Here is a 15,143-nt window from a genome sequence, read left to right on the forward strand (position 1 = left end):
GCGGTTTTCGCCACGGCATGCCCGGCCCGGTGTTGCGTCGGCATCGCCTGCGCGGGCCGCCCGCGTGCTGGAAAGCCCTAAGTGTTTGTTTGGACTCGGGAAGTGGGCTATACTCTTGCGTTTCGTGTTCGCACACCCCGTTTTTTCGAGGAATTAACATGGTCGTAATCCGTCTGGCTCGCGGCGGCAGCAAGAAGCGCCCGTTCTTCAATATCGTTGCTACCGATTCGCGCAACCGTCGCGATGGCCGTTTCATCGAGCGCGTTGGCTTCTACAACCCGCTGGCTTCCGACAAGGAAGAAGGCCTGCGCGTGGTGCAGGACCGTCTGGCCTACTGGCAAGGCGTTGGCGCCCAACTGTCGCCGACCGTTGCCCGCCTGGTCAAGCAAGCCGCCACCAAGGCTGCAGCCTGATCGTTGTACAGGCGCGCCGTTACCGGTGCGCACTGATGCATCAAGACGCCCGGCACACGTGACTGGCACCGCCACCGGCCGCAAGCCGCTGAACCTGTCGAACGCCACCACGCATGGTGGTGCGGCGGGCAAGCAGGCCAGACTGCCCGCATCGCTGCTGTTCACGGACAGCCTGCCCGACGATCTCGTCGAGGTTGGCTACGTGGGCGCGGCCTACGGCATCCGGGGCTGGATCAAGGTCCAGCCGCATGCGGACGACGCCTCCGCATTGCTTCATGCCCGGCGCTGGTGGCTGCTGCGTGCGCCGCCGGCCGGCGTGGTCACTGCATCCGCCGAAGCGGCGGACGCCATCAGCGTCAAGATTTCCCAGTCGCGGGAGCACAGCGGTACCGTGGTGGCGCAAGCCACCGGCGTTTCGGATCGCAATGTGGCAGAAATGCTCAAGGGGCGCCGCGTCTGGATCCGACGTGCGGATTTTCCCGCGCCGGAAGAAGGTGAGTTCTACTGGGTGGACCTGATCGGTTGCGCCGTGGTCAACGAGCAGGGCGAAACGCTCGGCGACGTGACCGGCCTGATCGACAATGGCGCGCACCAGATTCTCCAGGTGGCCTACCAGCTGCCGGACGGCAAGGCCGCCGAGCGGCTGATCCCGTTTGTCGATGCGTTCCTGCGCACGGTCGATACGTCGGCCCGGCGCATCGTGGTCGACTGGGGGCTGGACTACTGAAGTACCTGAATTGCCGTCGAGGGAGGCGCTGATGCAGTTCGATGTAATCACGCTGTTTCCCGAGATGTTTCGTGCGCTGACCGACTGGGGCATTACCAGCCGGGCAGCCAAGCAGCAGCGCTACGCGTTGCGCGCCTGGAATCCCCGTGACTTCACGGTCGACAACTACCGGACGATCGACGATCGGCCCTACGGTGGCGGCCCCGGCATGGTGATGCTGGCCAAGCCGCTTGAGGATGCAATCGATGCCGCCGGTGCGGCGCAGTCGGACGCGGGCGTGGCACGGCCGCACGTGGTGCTGATGTCGCCCCAGGGCGCCACGCTCACGCACGCCAAGGTCATGGAACTGGCGCAGCGGCCCGGACTGGTGCTGGTGTGCGGGCGCTACGAGGCGATCGACCAGCGGTTGATCGACCGTCGCGTGGACGAGGAAATCAGCCTCGGCGATTTCGTGCTGTCGGGCGGCGAACTGCCGGCCATGGCGCTGATCGACGCGGTGGTGCGGCATCTGCCCGGTGTGCTGGGCGATGCGCAGTCGGCGGTGCAGGACAGCTTTGTCAATGGCCTGCTCGACTGTCCGCACTACACGCGGCCGGAAGAATACGAAGGCGTGCGGGTGCCCGATGTGTTGCTCGGGGGCCATCACGCCGAGATCGAGAAATGGCGGCGCCAGCAGGCGCTGGCCAATACTGCCCGCAAGCGTCCCGACCTGATCGAGGCCGCGCGCGAGCAAGGATTGTTGTCCAAGGCCGACGAGAAGTACCTGTCGACCCTGGCGGCGAAAGCAGGGCAGGAGTTCGCTCCTGCCAAGTGAAAACCCCATCCTCTGCCGGGGCCCGGTTACGGGTATATAACGCCGGTACGATGGTTATGGAGAAAACGATGAATCTCATCGAGCAAATCGAGAAGGACGAGATCGCGCGTCTGACCGCGAACAAGACCATCCCCGCATTCGCACCTGGCGACACCGTGATCGTCAACGTGAACGTGGTGGAAGGTAACCGCAAGCGCGTGCAGGCTTACGAAGGCGTGGTGATCGCCAAGCGTAACCGTGGTCTGAACAGCTCCTTCATCGTGCGCAAGATCTCGTCGGGTGAAGGCGTGGAACGTACGTTCCAGCTGTACTCGCCGCTGATCGCCGGCATCGAAGTCAAGCGTCGCGGCGACGTCCGTCGCGCGAAGCTGTACTACCTGCGCGAGCGTTCGGGCAAGTCGGCACGTATCAAGGAAAAGCTGGTGACGAAGGCCAAGACGGCCGCCGCCGCCGAGTAAGCTGTTCCAGCGGGTGCCGGGAAACCGGCGCCGCTCCGGCATTGCGAAGGACACCCTCGGGTGTCCTTTTTGCATTGAAACGCCGCGCGGCGCCATCAGATGCTGCGATGCAACAATTGCCGTTCTGTCATACTTGACGCCGTTATGCGCCCCAAATTCGACCCCGAGGCACTGCCCGTTATCGAGACCGACAGTCGCCGCGCGCCGCTCACCGCGCCGCGCATGCAACCCGATTTCATCCGGCACCGGCTGCTCTCCCCGCCGGCCTGGGAGCCAGAGCTGACCGACGAGTCGCGGATCTACGACAAGACGCGCGGCTTGCGCGAAGCCGCGGTGCTGGTGCCGCTGGTTGAGCGCCGCGACGGCCTGACCGTGCTGCTGACCGAGCGCAATGCGAATCTTTCGTCACACGCGGGTCAGATCAGCTTTCCGGGCGGGCGCCAGGAAACCTACGATGCCGACCGCATCGCCACCGCGCTGCGCGAGACTGAGGAAGAAATCGGCCTGCAGCGCGACTTCATCGAGGTGCTGGGATCGCTGCCGGACTACATTACCGGCACCGGCTACCACGTCAGCCCGATCGTCGGCCTGGTCCGTTCCGGCTTCACGTTGCAGGCCGATGCCGGCGAGGTGGCCGATATCTTCGAGGTGCCGCTGGCGTTCCTGATGGACCCGTCGCGCCACGAGCGCCGGCTGTTCCGATGGGAAGGCGGCGAGCGTCAGTTCTATGCGATGCCCTATCCGCGCGAAGGCGGCGGCCACCGTTTCATCTGGGGCGCGACGGCCGGGATGCTGCGCAACCTCTACCACCTGCTGGCGGCCTGAGGCTGGCACACGGCTTCACGCGGCGGCGGTCGCGTCCGCGCAATGCGGGCAACTCTTGCCCACCACGTAGGCCGGTCCCTGCTGCTCTTCGGGCGTCACCACGGCGCGGCAGGCGAAGCACTGCACCGGGCCAGCCGGTTCCAGGTTCGGATTCAGCGCGGTCCGGTAGTCGAACACGAAGCAGTCGCCGTGGTAGTGGCTGCCGCCGACCTCCTCGAAATACTTCAGGATGCCGCCTTCGAGCTGGTAGACGCGCTCGATCCCCACTTCCTGCATGTGGATGGCGGCCTTTTCGCAGCGGATGCCGCCCGTACAGAACGACACCACGGTCTTGCCTGCCAGCGCCGCCTTGTGCTCGGCCACCGCGGGCGGGAATTCGCTGAATTTCGACAGGTTGTACTCGACGGCCCCGTCGAAGGTCCCCACCGCCACTTCAAAGTCATTGCGCGTGTCCAGCATCACCACGGGCCGCCCCTCGTCGTCATGGCCTTGGTCCAGCCAGCGCTTGAGGTCCACCGGCCGCACCGCCGGCGCCCGACCCGCCTCGGGGCGGATCAGCGGCATCTTCATCGTGATGATTTCCTTCTTGGCGCGCACCAGCATGCGCTTGAACGGCTGGTTCGCGGACAGGCTTTCCTTGGGCCCGATGTCCGCAAACCGCGCGTCGGCGTGCAGCCACGCCATGAAGCCGTCGATCTGCGCGCGGGTGCCGGCCAGGAACATGTTGATGCCCTCCGGCGCGAGCAGGATCGTGCCTTTCAGGCCGGCCGCCTCGCAGCGCTCGCGCATGGCGGGGCGCAGGGTCTCGATATCGTCGAGCGTGACGAACTTGTAAGCCGAAATGTTGACGATCTGCATGGAGCGACGCTGCCTTGCCGGCGCTGGGCGCGCCGGTAACTGCCTGATTGGAAAGGCGAAATTATAGCCGCTGATCGGCCCCGCCGATACCCGTCCCGAAGCGGCGGCGCGGGCGTCGCGCGCACGCCGCACACCGCGCGCCGCAAGCCCCGCGGCCCCCCATTTTGCGAAAACTCTCAGGTTTCCACCGGGGACGAGCCGGTACAATGGCGCCCTATGTCTGCACCCCGCTTCGTACACCTTCGCCTGCATTCCGAATATTCGGTCGTCGACGGCATCGTCCGCCTGGAAGACGCCGTCAAGGCCGCCGCCAAGGACGGCATGGGCGCGCTTGCGCTGACCGACCTGGCCAATGCGTTCGGCCTGATCCGCTTCTACAAGGAAGCCCGCGGCGGCGGCGTCAAGCCGATCGTCGGCGCCGACGTCTGGCTGACCAACGCCGACGACCGCGACAAGCCCGCGCGCATGCAGTTGCTGGTCCAGGACCGCATCGGCTACCTGAACCTCTGCACGCTGCTGTCCCGCGCCTGGCTGGGCAACCAGTATCGCGGCCGCGCCGAGTTCGAGCCGGGCTGGTTCCAGGAACCGGGCGAGGAAGGGCTGCCGCTGGCCACGGGCATGATCGCGCTGTCCGGCGCCATGGGCGGCGATATCGGCCAGGCGCTGGCCAACGGCAACGAAGACGGCGCGCGGCGCGCGGCGGCCCATTGGGCCAGCGTGTTTCCGGGCCGCTTCTATATCGAACTGCAACGGGCCGGGCATCCCGGCACCGACGCCTACATCCAGCAGGCCGTGCCGTTGGCGGCCGCCATGCAGTTGCCCGTGGTGGCGACGCATCCGGTGCAGTTCATGTCGCCCGACGATTTCACGGCGCACGAGGCGCGCGTCTGCATCGCCGAGGGCGAGCTGCTCGCCAACCCGCGCCGCACCCGCCGCTTCACGACCGACCAGTATTTCAAGACGCAGGACGAGATGTGCGCGCTGTTCGCCGACATCCCGAGCGCGCTGCAGAATTCGGTGGAAATCGCCAAGCGCTGCAACCTGACGCTGGAACTGGGCAAGCCACGGCTGCCGCTGTTCCCGACGCCCGACGGCATGTCGCTGGACGACTACCTGGTCTTCATGGCCAAGGACGGCCTTGAAAAGCGGCTGGCCGTGCTGTTCCCCGACGACGCGGAGCGCGAGCGCAAGCGGCCCGAGTACTACGCCCGGCTGGAATTCGAGACCGGCACCATCATCAAGATGGGCTTCCCCGGCTACTTCCTGATCGTCGCGGACTTCATCAACTGGGCCAAGAACAACGGCGTGCCGGTAGGCCCGGGCCGGGGCTCGGGCGCTGGCTCGCTGGTGGCGTACGCGCTGGGCATTACCGACCTCGACCCGCTCAAGTACGCACTGCTGTTCGAGCGCTTCCTGAACCCGGAGCGGGTGTCGATGCCCGACTTCGACATCGACTTCTGCCAGCACGGCCGTGACCGCGTGATCACGTACGTCAAGGAGAAGTACGGCAAGGACGCCGTGTCGCAGATTGCCACGTTCGGCACGATGGCCGCCAAGGCCGCCGTGCGCGACGTGGGCCGCGTGCTGGACCTGGGCTACGGCTTTGTCGATAGCGTCGCCAAGCTGATTCCGTTCAAGCCCGGCAAGCTCGTGACGCTGGAGGAAGCGAAGAAGGAAGAGCCGGCGCTGGCCGAGCGCGAGCGCAACGAGGAGGAAGTCCGCCAGTTGCTGGAACTGGCGCAGCGGGTGGAGGGCATGACGCGCAACGTCGGCATGCACGCCGGCGGGGTGCTGATCGCCCCGGGCCGGCTGACCGATTTCTGCCCGCTCTACACGCAGGGCACCGACGGCATGAGCGGCGTCGTCAGCCAGTACGACAAGGACGACGTGGAAGCGGCCGGCCTGGTCAAGTTCGACTTTCTGGGCCTGACCACGCTGACGATCCTGGACTGGGCCGAGCGCTACATCCGGCGCCTGGACCCAAGCAAGGCCGACTGGAACTGCAGCCAGATCCCGCTCGACGACGGCCCCGCGTTCGACATCCTGAAGACGGCCAACACGGTCGCCGTGTTCCAGCTTGAAAGCCGCGGCATGCAGGGCATGCTCAAGGACGCCAAGCCCGACCGCTTCGAGGACATCATCGCGCTGGTGGCGCTCTACCGGCCGGGCCCGATGGACCTGATCCCCAGCTTCTGCGCACGCAAGCACGGCCGGGAGAAGGTCGAGTATCCCGATCCGCGCGTGGAGCCGGTGCTCAAGGAGACCTACGGCATCATGGTCTACCAGGAGCAGGTGATGCAGATGGCGCAGATCATCGGCGGCTACTCGCTCGGCGGCGCCGACCTGCTGCGCCGCGCCATGGGCAAGAAGAAGCCCGAGGAAATGGCCAAGCACCGCGAGCTGTTCCGCGAGGGCGCCGACAAGAACGGCCTGAGCGCCCAGCAGGCCGACGACATCTTCGACCTGATGGAAAAGTTCGCGGGCTACGGCTTCAACAAGTCGCACGCGGCCGCCTACGCGCTGCTGGCCTACTACACGGCCTGGCTCAAGGCGCACCATCCGGCGGAATTCCTGGCAGCCAACATGTCGCTGGCCATGGACGACACCGACAAGGTCAAGATCCTCTACGAGGATTGCCGCCTGAACGGCATCGCGGTGCTGCCGCCGGACGTCAATGCCAGCGAATACCGCTTCGCGCCGACCGATGCCAAAACCATCCGCTATGGCCTGGGCGGCATCAAGGGCTCGGGCCAGGGCGCCATCGAGGACATCCTGCGCGCGCGCGAGGAGAAGCCGTTTGCGGACCTGTTCGACTTCTGCGAGCGCGTGGACCGTCGACAGGTCAACCGCCGGACCATCGAGGCGCTGATCCGCGCCGGCGCGTTCGACAGCCTCAACGACAACCGCGCGCAGTTGCTGGCATCGGTGTCGATCGCCATGGAAGCTGCCGAGCAGAAGGCCGAGTCCGCCAACCAGGTGTCGCTGTTCGACCTGATGGACGACGCGGGCGACGCCCACCGGCCGTTGCTGGTCGACGAACCGCGCTGGACGGCCAAGCGCACGCTGCAGGAAGAAAAGCAGGCGCTGGGCTACTACTTCTCCGGCCACCTGTTCGACGCCTCGCGCGACGAAGTACGCAGGTTCGTCAAGGGCACGCTGGCCGCGCTGGAAAAGGAAGTGCAGGGCAACGGCGGCGGCTACGGCCGCGACGTCCGCGGCAAGGTGATTGCCGGCGTCATCATGGGCATCCGCACGCAGATGACGCAGCGGGGCAAGCTGATCATCGTCATGATCGACGACGGCACGGCCCAGATCGAGATGACGGTCTTCAGTGAGCTGTACGACGCCAACCGCCACATGTTCCGCGAGGACGAGCTGATCATCGCCCAGGGCAACGCCCGCCACGACACATTCACGGGCGGCGTCCGCTTCACGGCCGAATCGGTCATGGACATGGTGGCGGCGCGGGCGCGGTATGCGGAGGCCGTGTGCCTGGGCTTCAACGGCAACGCTTCCACGGAACGGCTGCGCGAGCTGCTGACGCCGTTCCTGGCCAATGGGGCGCAGCAGCCGGGCGTGCCGGTGCGCGTCAGCTACGTCAACCGCACGGCCCGCTGCGAGGCGATGCTGGGCGACCAGTGGCAGATCACGCCGTCCGAGGAGGCGCTGGCCAGCCTGCGCGGAGCGCTCGGCGACAGCGTGCGGATGCTCTATGGCTGAGGGGATGGTCGACCAGTCGGCGGGCACGGCAAGCAAACCCGCCGTCCTGTTCCACGTCACGCACTTCCTGCATGGCGGCATCGAGACGTCGCTGGTGTCGCTGCTCACGTCGCTGCAGGACCGGTTCGAGCTTGGGCTGACGGTGACCTATCCGTCGCCCGAACTGGCGTCCCATTTCCGCGCGCGCCTGCCGGCCAGCGTCAAGGTCCATGTGCTGGCCGAAGCGCCGTGGCTGTCGCATTGCCGCCAGCTAAAGAAGCAGCGCAAGCTCGGGCTGCTGGGCAAGCTCTACGAAGAGGTGCTGCTGCCGCCGGTGCGCAAGCCCATCGTCCGGCGCCGCTTCATGCGGATCCTGGCGCAGGGCGGCTATGACGCCGTGGTCGACTACGACATGTCGCTGTCGCGCATCACCGGCCCGCTGCCGGTGCCGATGATCGGCTACCAGCACTTCAGCGTGGCGCATCTGGCGACGGGGCACGGCCGCAAGCTGCGCAAGCTGCGGCACCAGTGCCGGGAAGACTATGACGCGGTGGTCATGCTCAACGAAACCATGGCGGCCGATGCGCGGCGCCTGATTCCGGAGGCGGCGGACCGCTTCGTCAAGCTGTACAACGCGTTCGACCTGGAACGCATCCGCGCGATGTCCAGGCAGACGCCCGAGGGCTTGCCGACGCAGCCGTACATCGTGTCCGTGGCCCGGCTCGAAGAGAGCCAGAAGGACTTTGCCACGCTGCTGCGGGCCTATGCGTTGCTGGCGGATCGGGGCATCGACGAGGATCTGGTCATCGTCGGGGAAGGCCCGTCCCGCCCGGCGCTGGAAGCGCTGGCAAGCGAGCTTTGCGTCGCGGCGCGCGTGAAGTTCGTCGGATTCCAGGCCAATCCGTTTGCCTGGATGCGCAATGCCCGGCTGATGGCCTTCAGCTCCAAGATGGAAGGGCTCGGCAACGTGCTGATCGAGGCGCTGACGGTGGGTCAGGTCGTGGTCAGCAGCGACTGTCCGGTGGGCCCGCGCGAGATGCTGGACGACGGCCGCGCCGGCCTGCTCGTCCCGGTGGGCGACGTACCCGCGATGGCGGCGGCCATCGACCGGGGCCTGCACGATGCCGCGCTGCGCGAGGCGCTGCTGGCCCATGCCGCCCGGCACGTCGAGCAGATGGGCTTCGGCCCCACGGCGGCGGCGTTCAGCGCGCTGGTGGATCGGCTGACGCAGCGGACGGGTTCAGCGCCTGCTGCTGCAGCAGCCAAAGCTTGATGTACTTGTAGTAGCTGGCCTGGCCGTTCATCAGCGCGACGGCCAGCCCCTGGGGGCCGTCCAGAAAGCCCCGGCGCAGCAGCCACGTGCGCAGGAACGCCCAGCTACCGTGGGTCCAGGCGCTCAGTACCGTGGCGCGCTTGCCGCGCTGGAACGCCTGCTGGGCGCCCAGCGTCGAGTACTGGTCGATCTTGCGCAGCACCTGCGAGAAATCGTCGTACGTGTAGTGCAGCAACGGGGTTTTCAGGTGGCCGATGGGGCCGTCGGTGACCACGTTCTCGTGGACGATGTCGTCGGTGAACCGGGCGCGGCCGGTGCGGAAGACCCGGGTCAGGCGGTCCGGGTACCAGCCGCTGTGGCGCATGAAGCGGCCGCAGAAGCGCGACAGGCGCGGCATGTCGTAGGCGTCGGCGCGGCCGGAGTCGATGGCGGCCAGGATCTCGTCGCGCAGCGCGGGCGTGACGCGCTCGTCGGCGTCGATCGACAGCACCCACTCGCTGCGCACCTTGTCCAGGGCCAGGTTCTTCTGGGGGCCGAAGCCGGGCCAGCCGGCCGTTTCGTGGACCTCGGCACCCATGGCGCGGGCGATCTCCAGCGTGCCGTCCGTGCTGCCGGAGTCCACTATAATCGCGCGGTCGCACCAGGAGACACTCTCGAGGCACGCCCGGATGTTGTGGGCCTCGTTCTTTGTAATCAGTACGGCAGAGATTTTCATAGACATGCTTGCGACGCATCGCGCAGACCGGATTCGCCCGCCATTCTAGCGGCAGTCGGCGCGGTCTCCGGTCGGCAGGTGGAGCCAACGTGAACGACAGTAAAAAGCAAACGCCCCAGGAAACCGAAACCCTCAAGCGCGTCTGGGCGTACCTGAAGCCCGAGACGCGCAACTTCGTGCTGGCCATCCTGGCCATGGCGCTGGTCGCCGCCAGCGAGGGGATCATCCCCAAGGTCGTCAACGACCTGCTGGACAAGGGTTTCGGCGGCAGCTACGCCGGCAAGCTCTGGCACGTGCCGGCGCTGCTGGTGGGCGTGGCGCTGGTGCGCGGCGTGGCGCAGTTCGCGTCCGGCTACCTGCTGTCGCTGATCTCGAACCGCGTGCTGCTGAAGATGCGAATGCAGATGTTCGACCGCATGCTCCACGCCCCCGCGCTGTTCTACCACCGCAATACCGCCGCGTCGCTGATCAACGCCGTGATCTTCGAGGTCAACCAGGTCATGCAGATCCTGACCGGCGTGCTGATCACGCTGGTGCGCGACTCGCTGACCGTGCTGGCGCTGCTGGTCTACCTGTTCTACACGAACTGGCGCCTGACGTTGGTGGTGGCCGTGCTGCTGCCGACCATCGGCTTCGTGATGTCGAAGGTGAACCGCCGCCTGCGCCGGCTGAACCGCGAGCACCAGGCGCTGACCAATACGGCCGCGTACGTGGTGGAGGAGGCGGCCGGCGGCTACAAGGTCGTCAAGCTGCACGGCGGCGAGGCGTACGAGACCGCGCGCTTTGCGACGATGGCCGAGCGGCTGCGCGGCTATTCGATGCGCATGGCGGTGGCGGGCGGGCTGAACCAGCCGGTGACGGCGTTCCTGGCGTCGCTGGCGCTGTCCGTGATCCTGACCATCGCAATGGTGCAGGCGCAGGGCAACCAGACCACGATCGGCGGATTCACCGGCTTTGTCATGGCGATGCTGCTGCTGATCTCGCCGCTCAAGCACCTGACCGACCTGAACCAGCCGCTGCAGCGCGGCCTGACCGCCGCCGAAATGATCTTCGGCCTGATCGACGAGCCGGTCGAGGCCCAGACCGGCGGCCTGCCGCTGGCGCGCGCGCAGGGCGACCTCGTGTTCGACAACGTCGGCTTTCGCTATGGCGATGCCGGCCGGCCCGCGCTGAACCGCGTCAGCTTCCACGCCGCGCCGGGCGAGGTGGTGGCGCTGGTTGGACCGTCGGGTAGCGGCAAGACCACGCTGGTCAACCTGCTGCCGCGCTTCTTTGATCCCACCGAAGGCCGCATCGTGCTGGACGGCAAGCCGGTCGACCAGTTCGGCCTGGCCGACCTGCGCCGCCAGATTGCATTCGTCAGCCAGGACGTGGTGCTGTTCAACGATACGGTCGCTGCGAATGTGGCGTATGGCGTACATCCGCGCGAGGAAATCGATCTGGCCCGCGTGGAGCGGGCGCTGGCGGCGGCCTACCTGACCGATGTGGTGCGCGGCCTGCCGGAAGGGCTGGAGACGAACATCGGCGACAACGGGATGAAGCTGTCCGGCGGGCAGCGGCAGCGCCTGGCCATCGCCCGGGCCATCTACAAGGACGCGCCGATCCTGATCCTGGACGAAGCCACCTCGGCGCTCGATTCCGAGTCGGAGCGCCAGGTCCAGGCCGCGCTGGAAACGCTGATGCAGGGCCGCACGACGCTGGTCATCGCCCACCGGCTGTCGACCATCGAGAACGCCGACCGCATCGTGGTGCTTGAGCAGGGCCGCGTGGCCGAATCCGGCAGCCATGGCGAGCTGCTGGCCAAGGGCGGCCTGTACGCCGGGCTGCACCGGATCCAGTTCGCCACCGCGGCGGAGTAAGCTGCCAGCATCCGACGGCCATGGCGGGGTGCCATGGCCGGGCTGTACCGCATGTATCGCATGTACCGATACGGGGACCCGACACCCGACAGGAGACAGACATGACCGAGGCCGCACAAACTCCCGCCCAGCCCCCCATCAGCCGCTACCCCGTCCCCGCCATTGCTGATCTGCCCGACGACCTGCGCCAGCGCGTGCTGGAAGTGCAGGAAAAGGCCGGTTTCGTCCCGAACGTGTTCCTGGCGCTGGCCCACCGGCCCGACGAGTGCCGCGCGTTCTTCGCCTATCACGACGCGCTGATGCTCAAGGAGACCGGCAACCTGACCAAGGGCGACCGGGAGATGATCGTCGTGGCGACGTCGGGCGCCAACCAGTGCCTCTACTGCGTGGTGGCCCACGGCGCGATCCTGCGGATCTACGAGAAGAAGCCGCTCGTGGCGGACCAGGTGGCGGTCAACTACCGCAAGGCCGACATTGCGCCGCGCCAGCGCGCGATGCTCGATTTCGCGATGAAGGTCTGCCAGGCGTCGCACACGGTCGACGAGACCGACTTCGCGGCGCTGCGCGCGCACGGCTTTGACGACGAGGACGCCTGGGACATCGCCGCGATCACGGCGTTTTTCGGGCTGTCGAACCGCATGGCCAACACCATCGGCATGCGGCCCAACGACGCGTTCTACCTGCTCGGACGCGTGCCGAAGGGCAAGTAGCGGCGGGCGGGGCTCAGCGGATCTGCGCGCAGCTTCCGCTCTTGGGGTCGAACAGTACCGGCCACGCCTGCTCGTAGATGCCGGGCGTGCAGTACTTCTCGCAGCGCGCGTGGGCCAGCGTGATGCGGCGCGGGTCCTGCCAGACCATGAGCTTGCAGCCGCTGCCATCCACGGCGTGCAGTTCGATGTGCGGCGTCTGCTGGACCTGCTTGAACTGCTCCAGGTCAAAGCGGCACGATCCCTTGCGCGACACCCAGAGCTTCCAGCTCAGCGACTGCACCGCGTTGTGCGCCACGCGGACCACGGCGTCCTCGCGAAAGCCGTCCTCCTCGGTGCGCCGGCAGACGCCGGCCATGTTGATCTCGCGCGCGGCGATGGGCGTGGCGCGGGTCTCGGGCGCGGGCGGGTAGGTGGTGTCGGTGTTCACGTTGGGGCCGGCCAGCGGCGGCGAGCGGTCCACCTTCTGCGGCAGCAGGTCCGCGCAGCCCGCGAACAAAAAAAGTGCCAGCATCGCTGGCACTGTCATGCGTATTGACTTCATGTCCGATCCCCTCTGGCCTCCGCCGCTTTCAATGTAGGGGATCGCCGGGCAAAGGCCAGCGCTATGTGATGGGGACTAGCCCTAGCGTGCGCCGGTAAGGTCCAGCGCCTATAGTCAATGGATGTGGCCGCGCACCGGTGCCGATGCGCGGCCTTTTGCATGGTGCGGCCGGGCCCGCGGGCCACGCTCGCGGCGCAAACGCGCGTTCGAGCGACGTGCGGCCCACGTCCCGCCCGGCCGGCGCTCAGGCCACCGCCTGCAGCGCGCCTTCGCGCGGCGCGGCGTGCTGGACGGCCGGATAGCCGGCCGCGAACACCAGCCGCCCGGCCGACCACGTGTGCGTGACCAGCGGCTGATCGGCCACGCTGGCCACGGCGATCACGTCGGCGCGCTGGCCCGGCAGCAGCCGGCCGCGGTCGGCCAGCAGGCAGGCGTCGGCCGGATTGGCGGTGACCAGCGCCAGCGCGTCGTTCAGCGGCAGCCCGGCCAGCCGCGACGCGGCAAACGCGGCGGCAATGAGCGTCGACGGCTGGTAGTCCGAGCAGAGGATGTTGCCCACGCCGGCCTGGATGGCGTCGATGGCCCGCATCGACCCGCTCTGGCTCTTGCCGCGCAGCACGTTGGGCGCGCCCAGGATGGTCGGCAGCCGATGCGCCGACGCGGCGCGCGCCGTCTCCAGGTTGATCGGAAACTCGCTCATGCGCACGCCAAGCGCCTGCATGGCGGCAATGCGCTGCGGCGAATCGTCGTCATGGCTGGCCGTCGGGATGCCCAGCGCGTGGGCCTGCGCCACCAGGCGGTTCACGCGCTCGGTGGCGCCGTCCAGCTCGGCGGTCTTGCGCGCGGCCGCGTCGGCGGCCTCGTCGCGGCTCATGCCGTGGTTGCCCATCATGTACGACAGATAGGCGTCGAGCGTCTTGAACTGGCCCTGGCCGGGCGAGTGGTCCATGACCGACAGCAGGTCCACCACGCCTTCGGCCATCAGCGCCTCCAGCACCGGCACGGCCGCCGCGTCGGTCACCTCGTAGCGGCAGTGGATGCGGTTGTCGACCAGCCCGTGCCGGTTGTAGGCGGCCACGGTGCGCACCAGCGTGGCGGCCGTGTCGTTGTTGCGCACGCCGAACTGGTTGCAGGCGAACGACAGCGCGTGGTACGGCGTGGTGATGCCGGCCGCGGCGTTGCGGCGGTCCACCTGCGCCACGGCAAAGTCAAGCGGGAACAGCACGTTGGCGCGCGGTTCCACTTCCTTTTCGATGGCGTCGCAGTGGACGTCGATCAAGCCCGGCATCACGGTGTGGCCGCGCAGGTCGATCACTTGCGCGCCGGCGGGGGCCGCGGCCGGTTCGATGGCGGTGATCTGGCCATCGGCGATCAGCAGGGCGCTGTCATGCAGCACGCGGTCGGGCAGGACCAGCGTGGCGTGCGTCAGGTAGGTGGAGGACATGTCCGGTTCGGAGTCGGGGGTTGGGGGCGATATGTCGAGGCGGGGCTCGGCGGCGGGCTTCAGGGCGTCCAGGGCTTCATGCGTTGGCGGCCACCACGGGTTGCAGCGGCAGCGCGCGCGTGGCCACGGCGTCGCGCACGGCCTCGTCGTGGAAGATGCCGATCAGCGCGCGGCCCTCGGCCAGTGCTTCGCGGATCAGGGCGATGACCACGGCGCGGTTGTCGGCGTCGAGCGAGGCAGTCGGTTCGTCCAGCAGCAGCACCGGGTGCCCGCCGATCAGCCCGCGCGCGATGTTCACGCGCTGCTGCTCGCCGCCCGAGAACGTGGCGGGCGGCAGGTCCCAGAGCCGGCGCGGCAGGTTCAGCCGTTCCAGCAGCACGGCCGCGCGGGCGCGCGCTTCCTCGTGGCTGGCGCCGCGCTGCTGCAGCGGATCGGCCACCACGTCCAGCGCGGACACGCGCGGGATGGCGCGCAGGAACTGCGAGACGTAGCCGATCACGTCGCGCCGCAGCCGCAGCACCTGCTGCTCGGGCGCGCCGGTCAGGGCCACCCACGGCTCGCCGGGCGCGCTGGTGTCGCGCAGCCGGATCGTGCCTTCGGTGGCCAGGTAGTTGCCGTAGAGGCAGCGCAGCAGCGTGCTCTTGCCGGTGCCCGAGCGGCCGGACAGCACCAGGCATTCGCCGCGCGACGCGTCGAAGTCGATGGCCTGCAGCACGGGCAGCCGGATGCCGCCCTGGTTGTGCAACGTGAACATCTTGCCGAGGCCGCGCACCTCGACCAGCTTGGCGGTATCTGCTTGCATCATGG

14 protein-coding genes are annotated in these 15,143 nt (G+C 67.7%); 9 read left to right on the forward strand and 5 right to left on the reverse strand.

What is annotated here, in order from left to right; all coding sequences use genetic code 11:
- Nucleotides 1-158: 158 nt before the first annotated feature.
- The 5 genes from rpsP (at nucleotide 159) to QTN24_RS05270 (ending at nucleotide 3,237) form a co-directional block, all read left to right on the forward strand.
- The gene (rpsP, locus tag QTN24_RS05250) at nucleotides 159-413 is read left to right on the forward strand and encodes a 30S ribosomal protein S16 (RefSeq protein ID WP_124682168.1); all 255 of its coding nucleotides are present in this window, start codon (nucleotides 159-161) and stop codon (nucleotides 411-413) included.
- A 58-nt stretch (nucleotides 414-471) separates the two neighbouring features.
- Nucleotides 472-1,140, forward strand: a complete 669-nt coding sequence (gene rimM, locus QTN24_RS05255; protein WP_313835623.1) for a ribosome maturation factor RimM — start codon at nucleotides 472-474, stop codon at nucleotides 1,138-1,140.
- A gap of 31 nt (nucleotides 1,141-1,171) precedes the next feature.
- Nucleotides 1,172-1,954, forward strand: coding sequence for a tRNA (guanosine(37)-N1)-methyltransferase TrmD (gene trmD, locus QTN24_RS05260; protein ID WP_313835625.1), 783 nt, complete (start codon nucleotides 1,172-1,174; stop codon nucleotides 1,952-1,954).
- Between the two features lie 68 nt (nucleotides 1,955-2,022).
- On the forward strand, nucleotides 2,023-2,412 hold the full coding sequence (rplS, locus tag QTN24_RS05265) for a 50S ribosomal protein L19 (RefSeq protein ID WP_124682165.1): 390 nt from the start codon (nucleotides 2,023-2,025) through the stop codon (nucleotides 2,410-2,412).
- 144 nt (nucleotides 2,413-2,556) lie between these two features.
- Nucleotides 2,557-3,237 carry a CoA pyrophosphatase gene (locus QTN24_RS05270; RefSeq protein WP_313835627.1) on the forward strand — a complete coding sequence of 227 codons (681 nt, stop codon included), beginning with the start codon at nucleotides 2,557-2,559 and terminating at the stop codon, nucleotides 3,235-3,237.
- Between the two features lie 15 nt (nucleotides 3,238-3,252).
- Here QTN24_RS05270 and QTN24_RS05275 read toward each other — a convergent pair whose 3' ends face one another.
- Entirely contained in the window at nucleotides 3,253-4,095 is an 843-nt protein-coding gene (locus tag QTN24_RS05275) for a sulfurtransferase (RefSeq protein ID WP_313835629.1), read from the reverse strand.
- 216 nt (nucleotides 4,096-4,311) lie between these two features.
- On the opposite strand from QTN24_RS05275, the gene dnaE reads away from it, so the two are divergent.
- On the forward strand, nucleotides 4,312-7,815 hold the full coding sequence (gene dnaE / locus QTN24_RS05280) for a DNA polymerase III subunit alpha (protein ID WP_313835631.1): 3,504 nt from the start codon (nucleotides 4,312-4,314) through the stop codon (nucleotides 7,813-7,815).
- The gene (locus QTN24_RS05285) at nucleotides 7,808-9,067 is read left to right on the forward strand and encodes a glycosyltransferase (protein ID WP_313835632.1); all 1,260 of its coding nucleotides are present in this window, start codon (nucleotides 7,808-7,810) and stop codon (nucleotides 9,065-9,067) included. Before dnaE ends, QTN24_RS05285 begins: the two co-directional genes overlap by 8 nt.
- On the opposite strand, the gene QTN24_RS05290 is transcribed toward QTN24_RS05285, so the two are convergent.
- Entirely contained in the window at nucleotides 8,997-9,782 is a 786-nt protein-coding gene (locus QTN24_RS05290; RefSeq protein WP_313835874.1) for a glycosyltransferase family 2 protein, read from the reverse strand. The genes QTN24_RS05285 and QTN24_RS05290 overlap by 71 nt on opposite strands.
- An 89-nt stretch (nucleotides 9,783-9,871) precedes the next feature.
- Here QTN24_RS05290 and msbA point away from each other — a divergent pair, with 89 nt between their 5' ends.
- Nucleotides 9,872-11,641, forward strand: a complete 1,770-nt coding sequence (gene msbA / locus QTN24_RS05295) for a lipid A export permease/ATP-binding protein MsbA (protein ID WP_313835634.1) — start codon at nucleotides 9,872-9,874, stop codon at nucleotides 11,639-11,641.
- A gap of 101 nt (nucleotides 11,642-11,742) precedes the next feature.
- Nucleotides 11,743-12,351 carry a peroxidase-related enzyme gene (locus tag QTN24_RS05300; RefSeq protein WP_313835636.1) on the forward strand — a complete coding sequence of 203 codons (609 nt, stop codon included), beginning with the start codon at nucleotides 11,743-11,745 and terminating at the stop codon, nucleotides 12,349-12,351.
- A gap of 13 nt (nucleotides 12,352-12,364) precedes the next feature.
- On the opposite strand, the gene QTN24_RS05305 is transcribed toward QTN24_RS05300, so the two are convergent.
- The 3 genes from QTN24_RS05305 to phnL all read right to left on the reverse strand — a co-directional run bounded on the left by QTN24_RS05305 (nucleotide 12,365) and on the right by phnL (nucleotide 15,141).
- Nucleotides 12,365-12,877, reverse strand: a complete 513-nt coding sequence (locus QTN24_RS05305) for a hypothetical protein (protein ID WP_313835637.1) — start codon at nucleotides 12,875-12,877, stop codon at nucleotides 12,365-12,367.
- Nucleotides 12,878-13,136: 259 nt separating this feature from the next.
- Nucleotides 13,137-14,336, reverse strand: a complete 1,200-nt coding sequence (locus QTN24_RS05310) for an alpha-D-ribose 1-methylphosphonate 5-triphosphate diphosphatase (protein ID WP_313835639.1) — start codon at nucleotides 14,334-14,336, stop codon at nucleotides 13,137-13,139.
- 76 nt (nucleotides 14,337-14,412) lie between these two features.
- Nucleotides 14,413-15,141, reverse strand: coding sequence for a phosphonate C-P lyase system protein PhnL (phnL, locus tag QTN24_RS05315; protein WP_313835641.1), 729 nt, complete (start codon nucleotides 15,139-15,141; stop codon nucleotides 14,413-14,415).
- Nucleotides 15,142-15,143: the final 2 nt, after the last annotated feature.

Source organism: Cupriavidus sp. SZY C1, from assembly GCF_032190535.1.
Classification (GTDB): domain Bacteria; phylum Pseudomonadota; class Gammaproteobacteria; order Burkholderiales; family Burkholderiaceae; genus Cupriavidus; species Cupriavidus pauculus_C.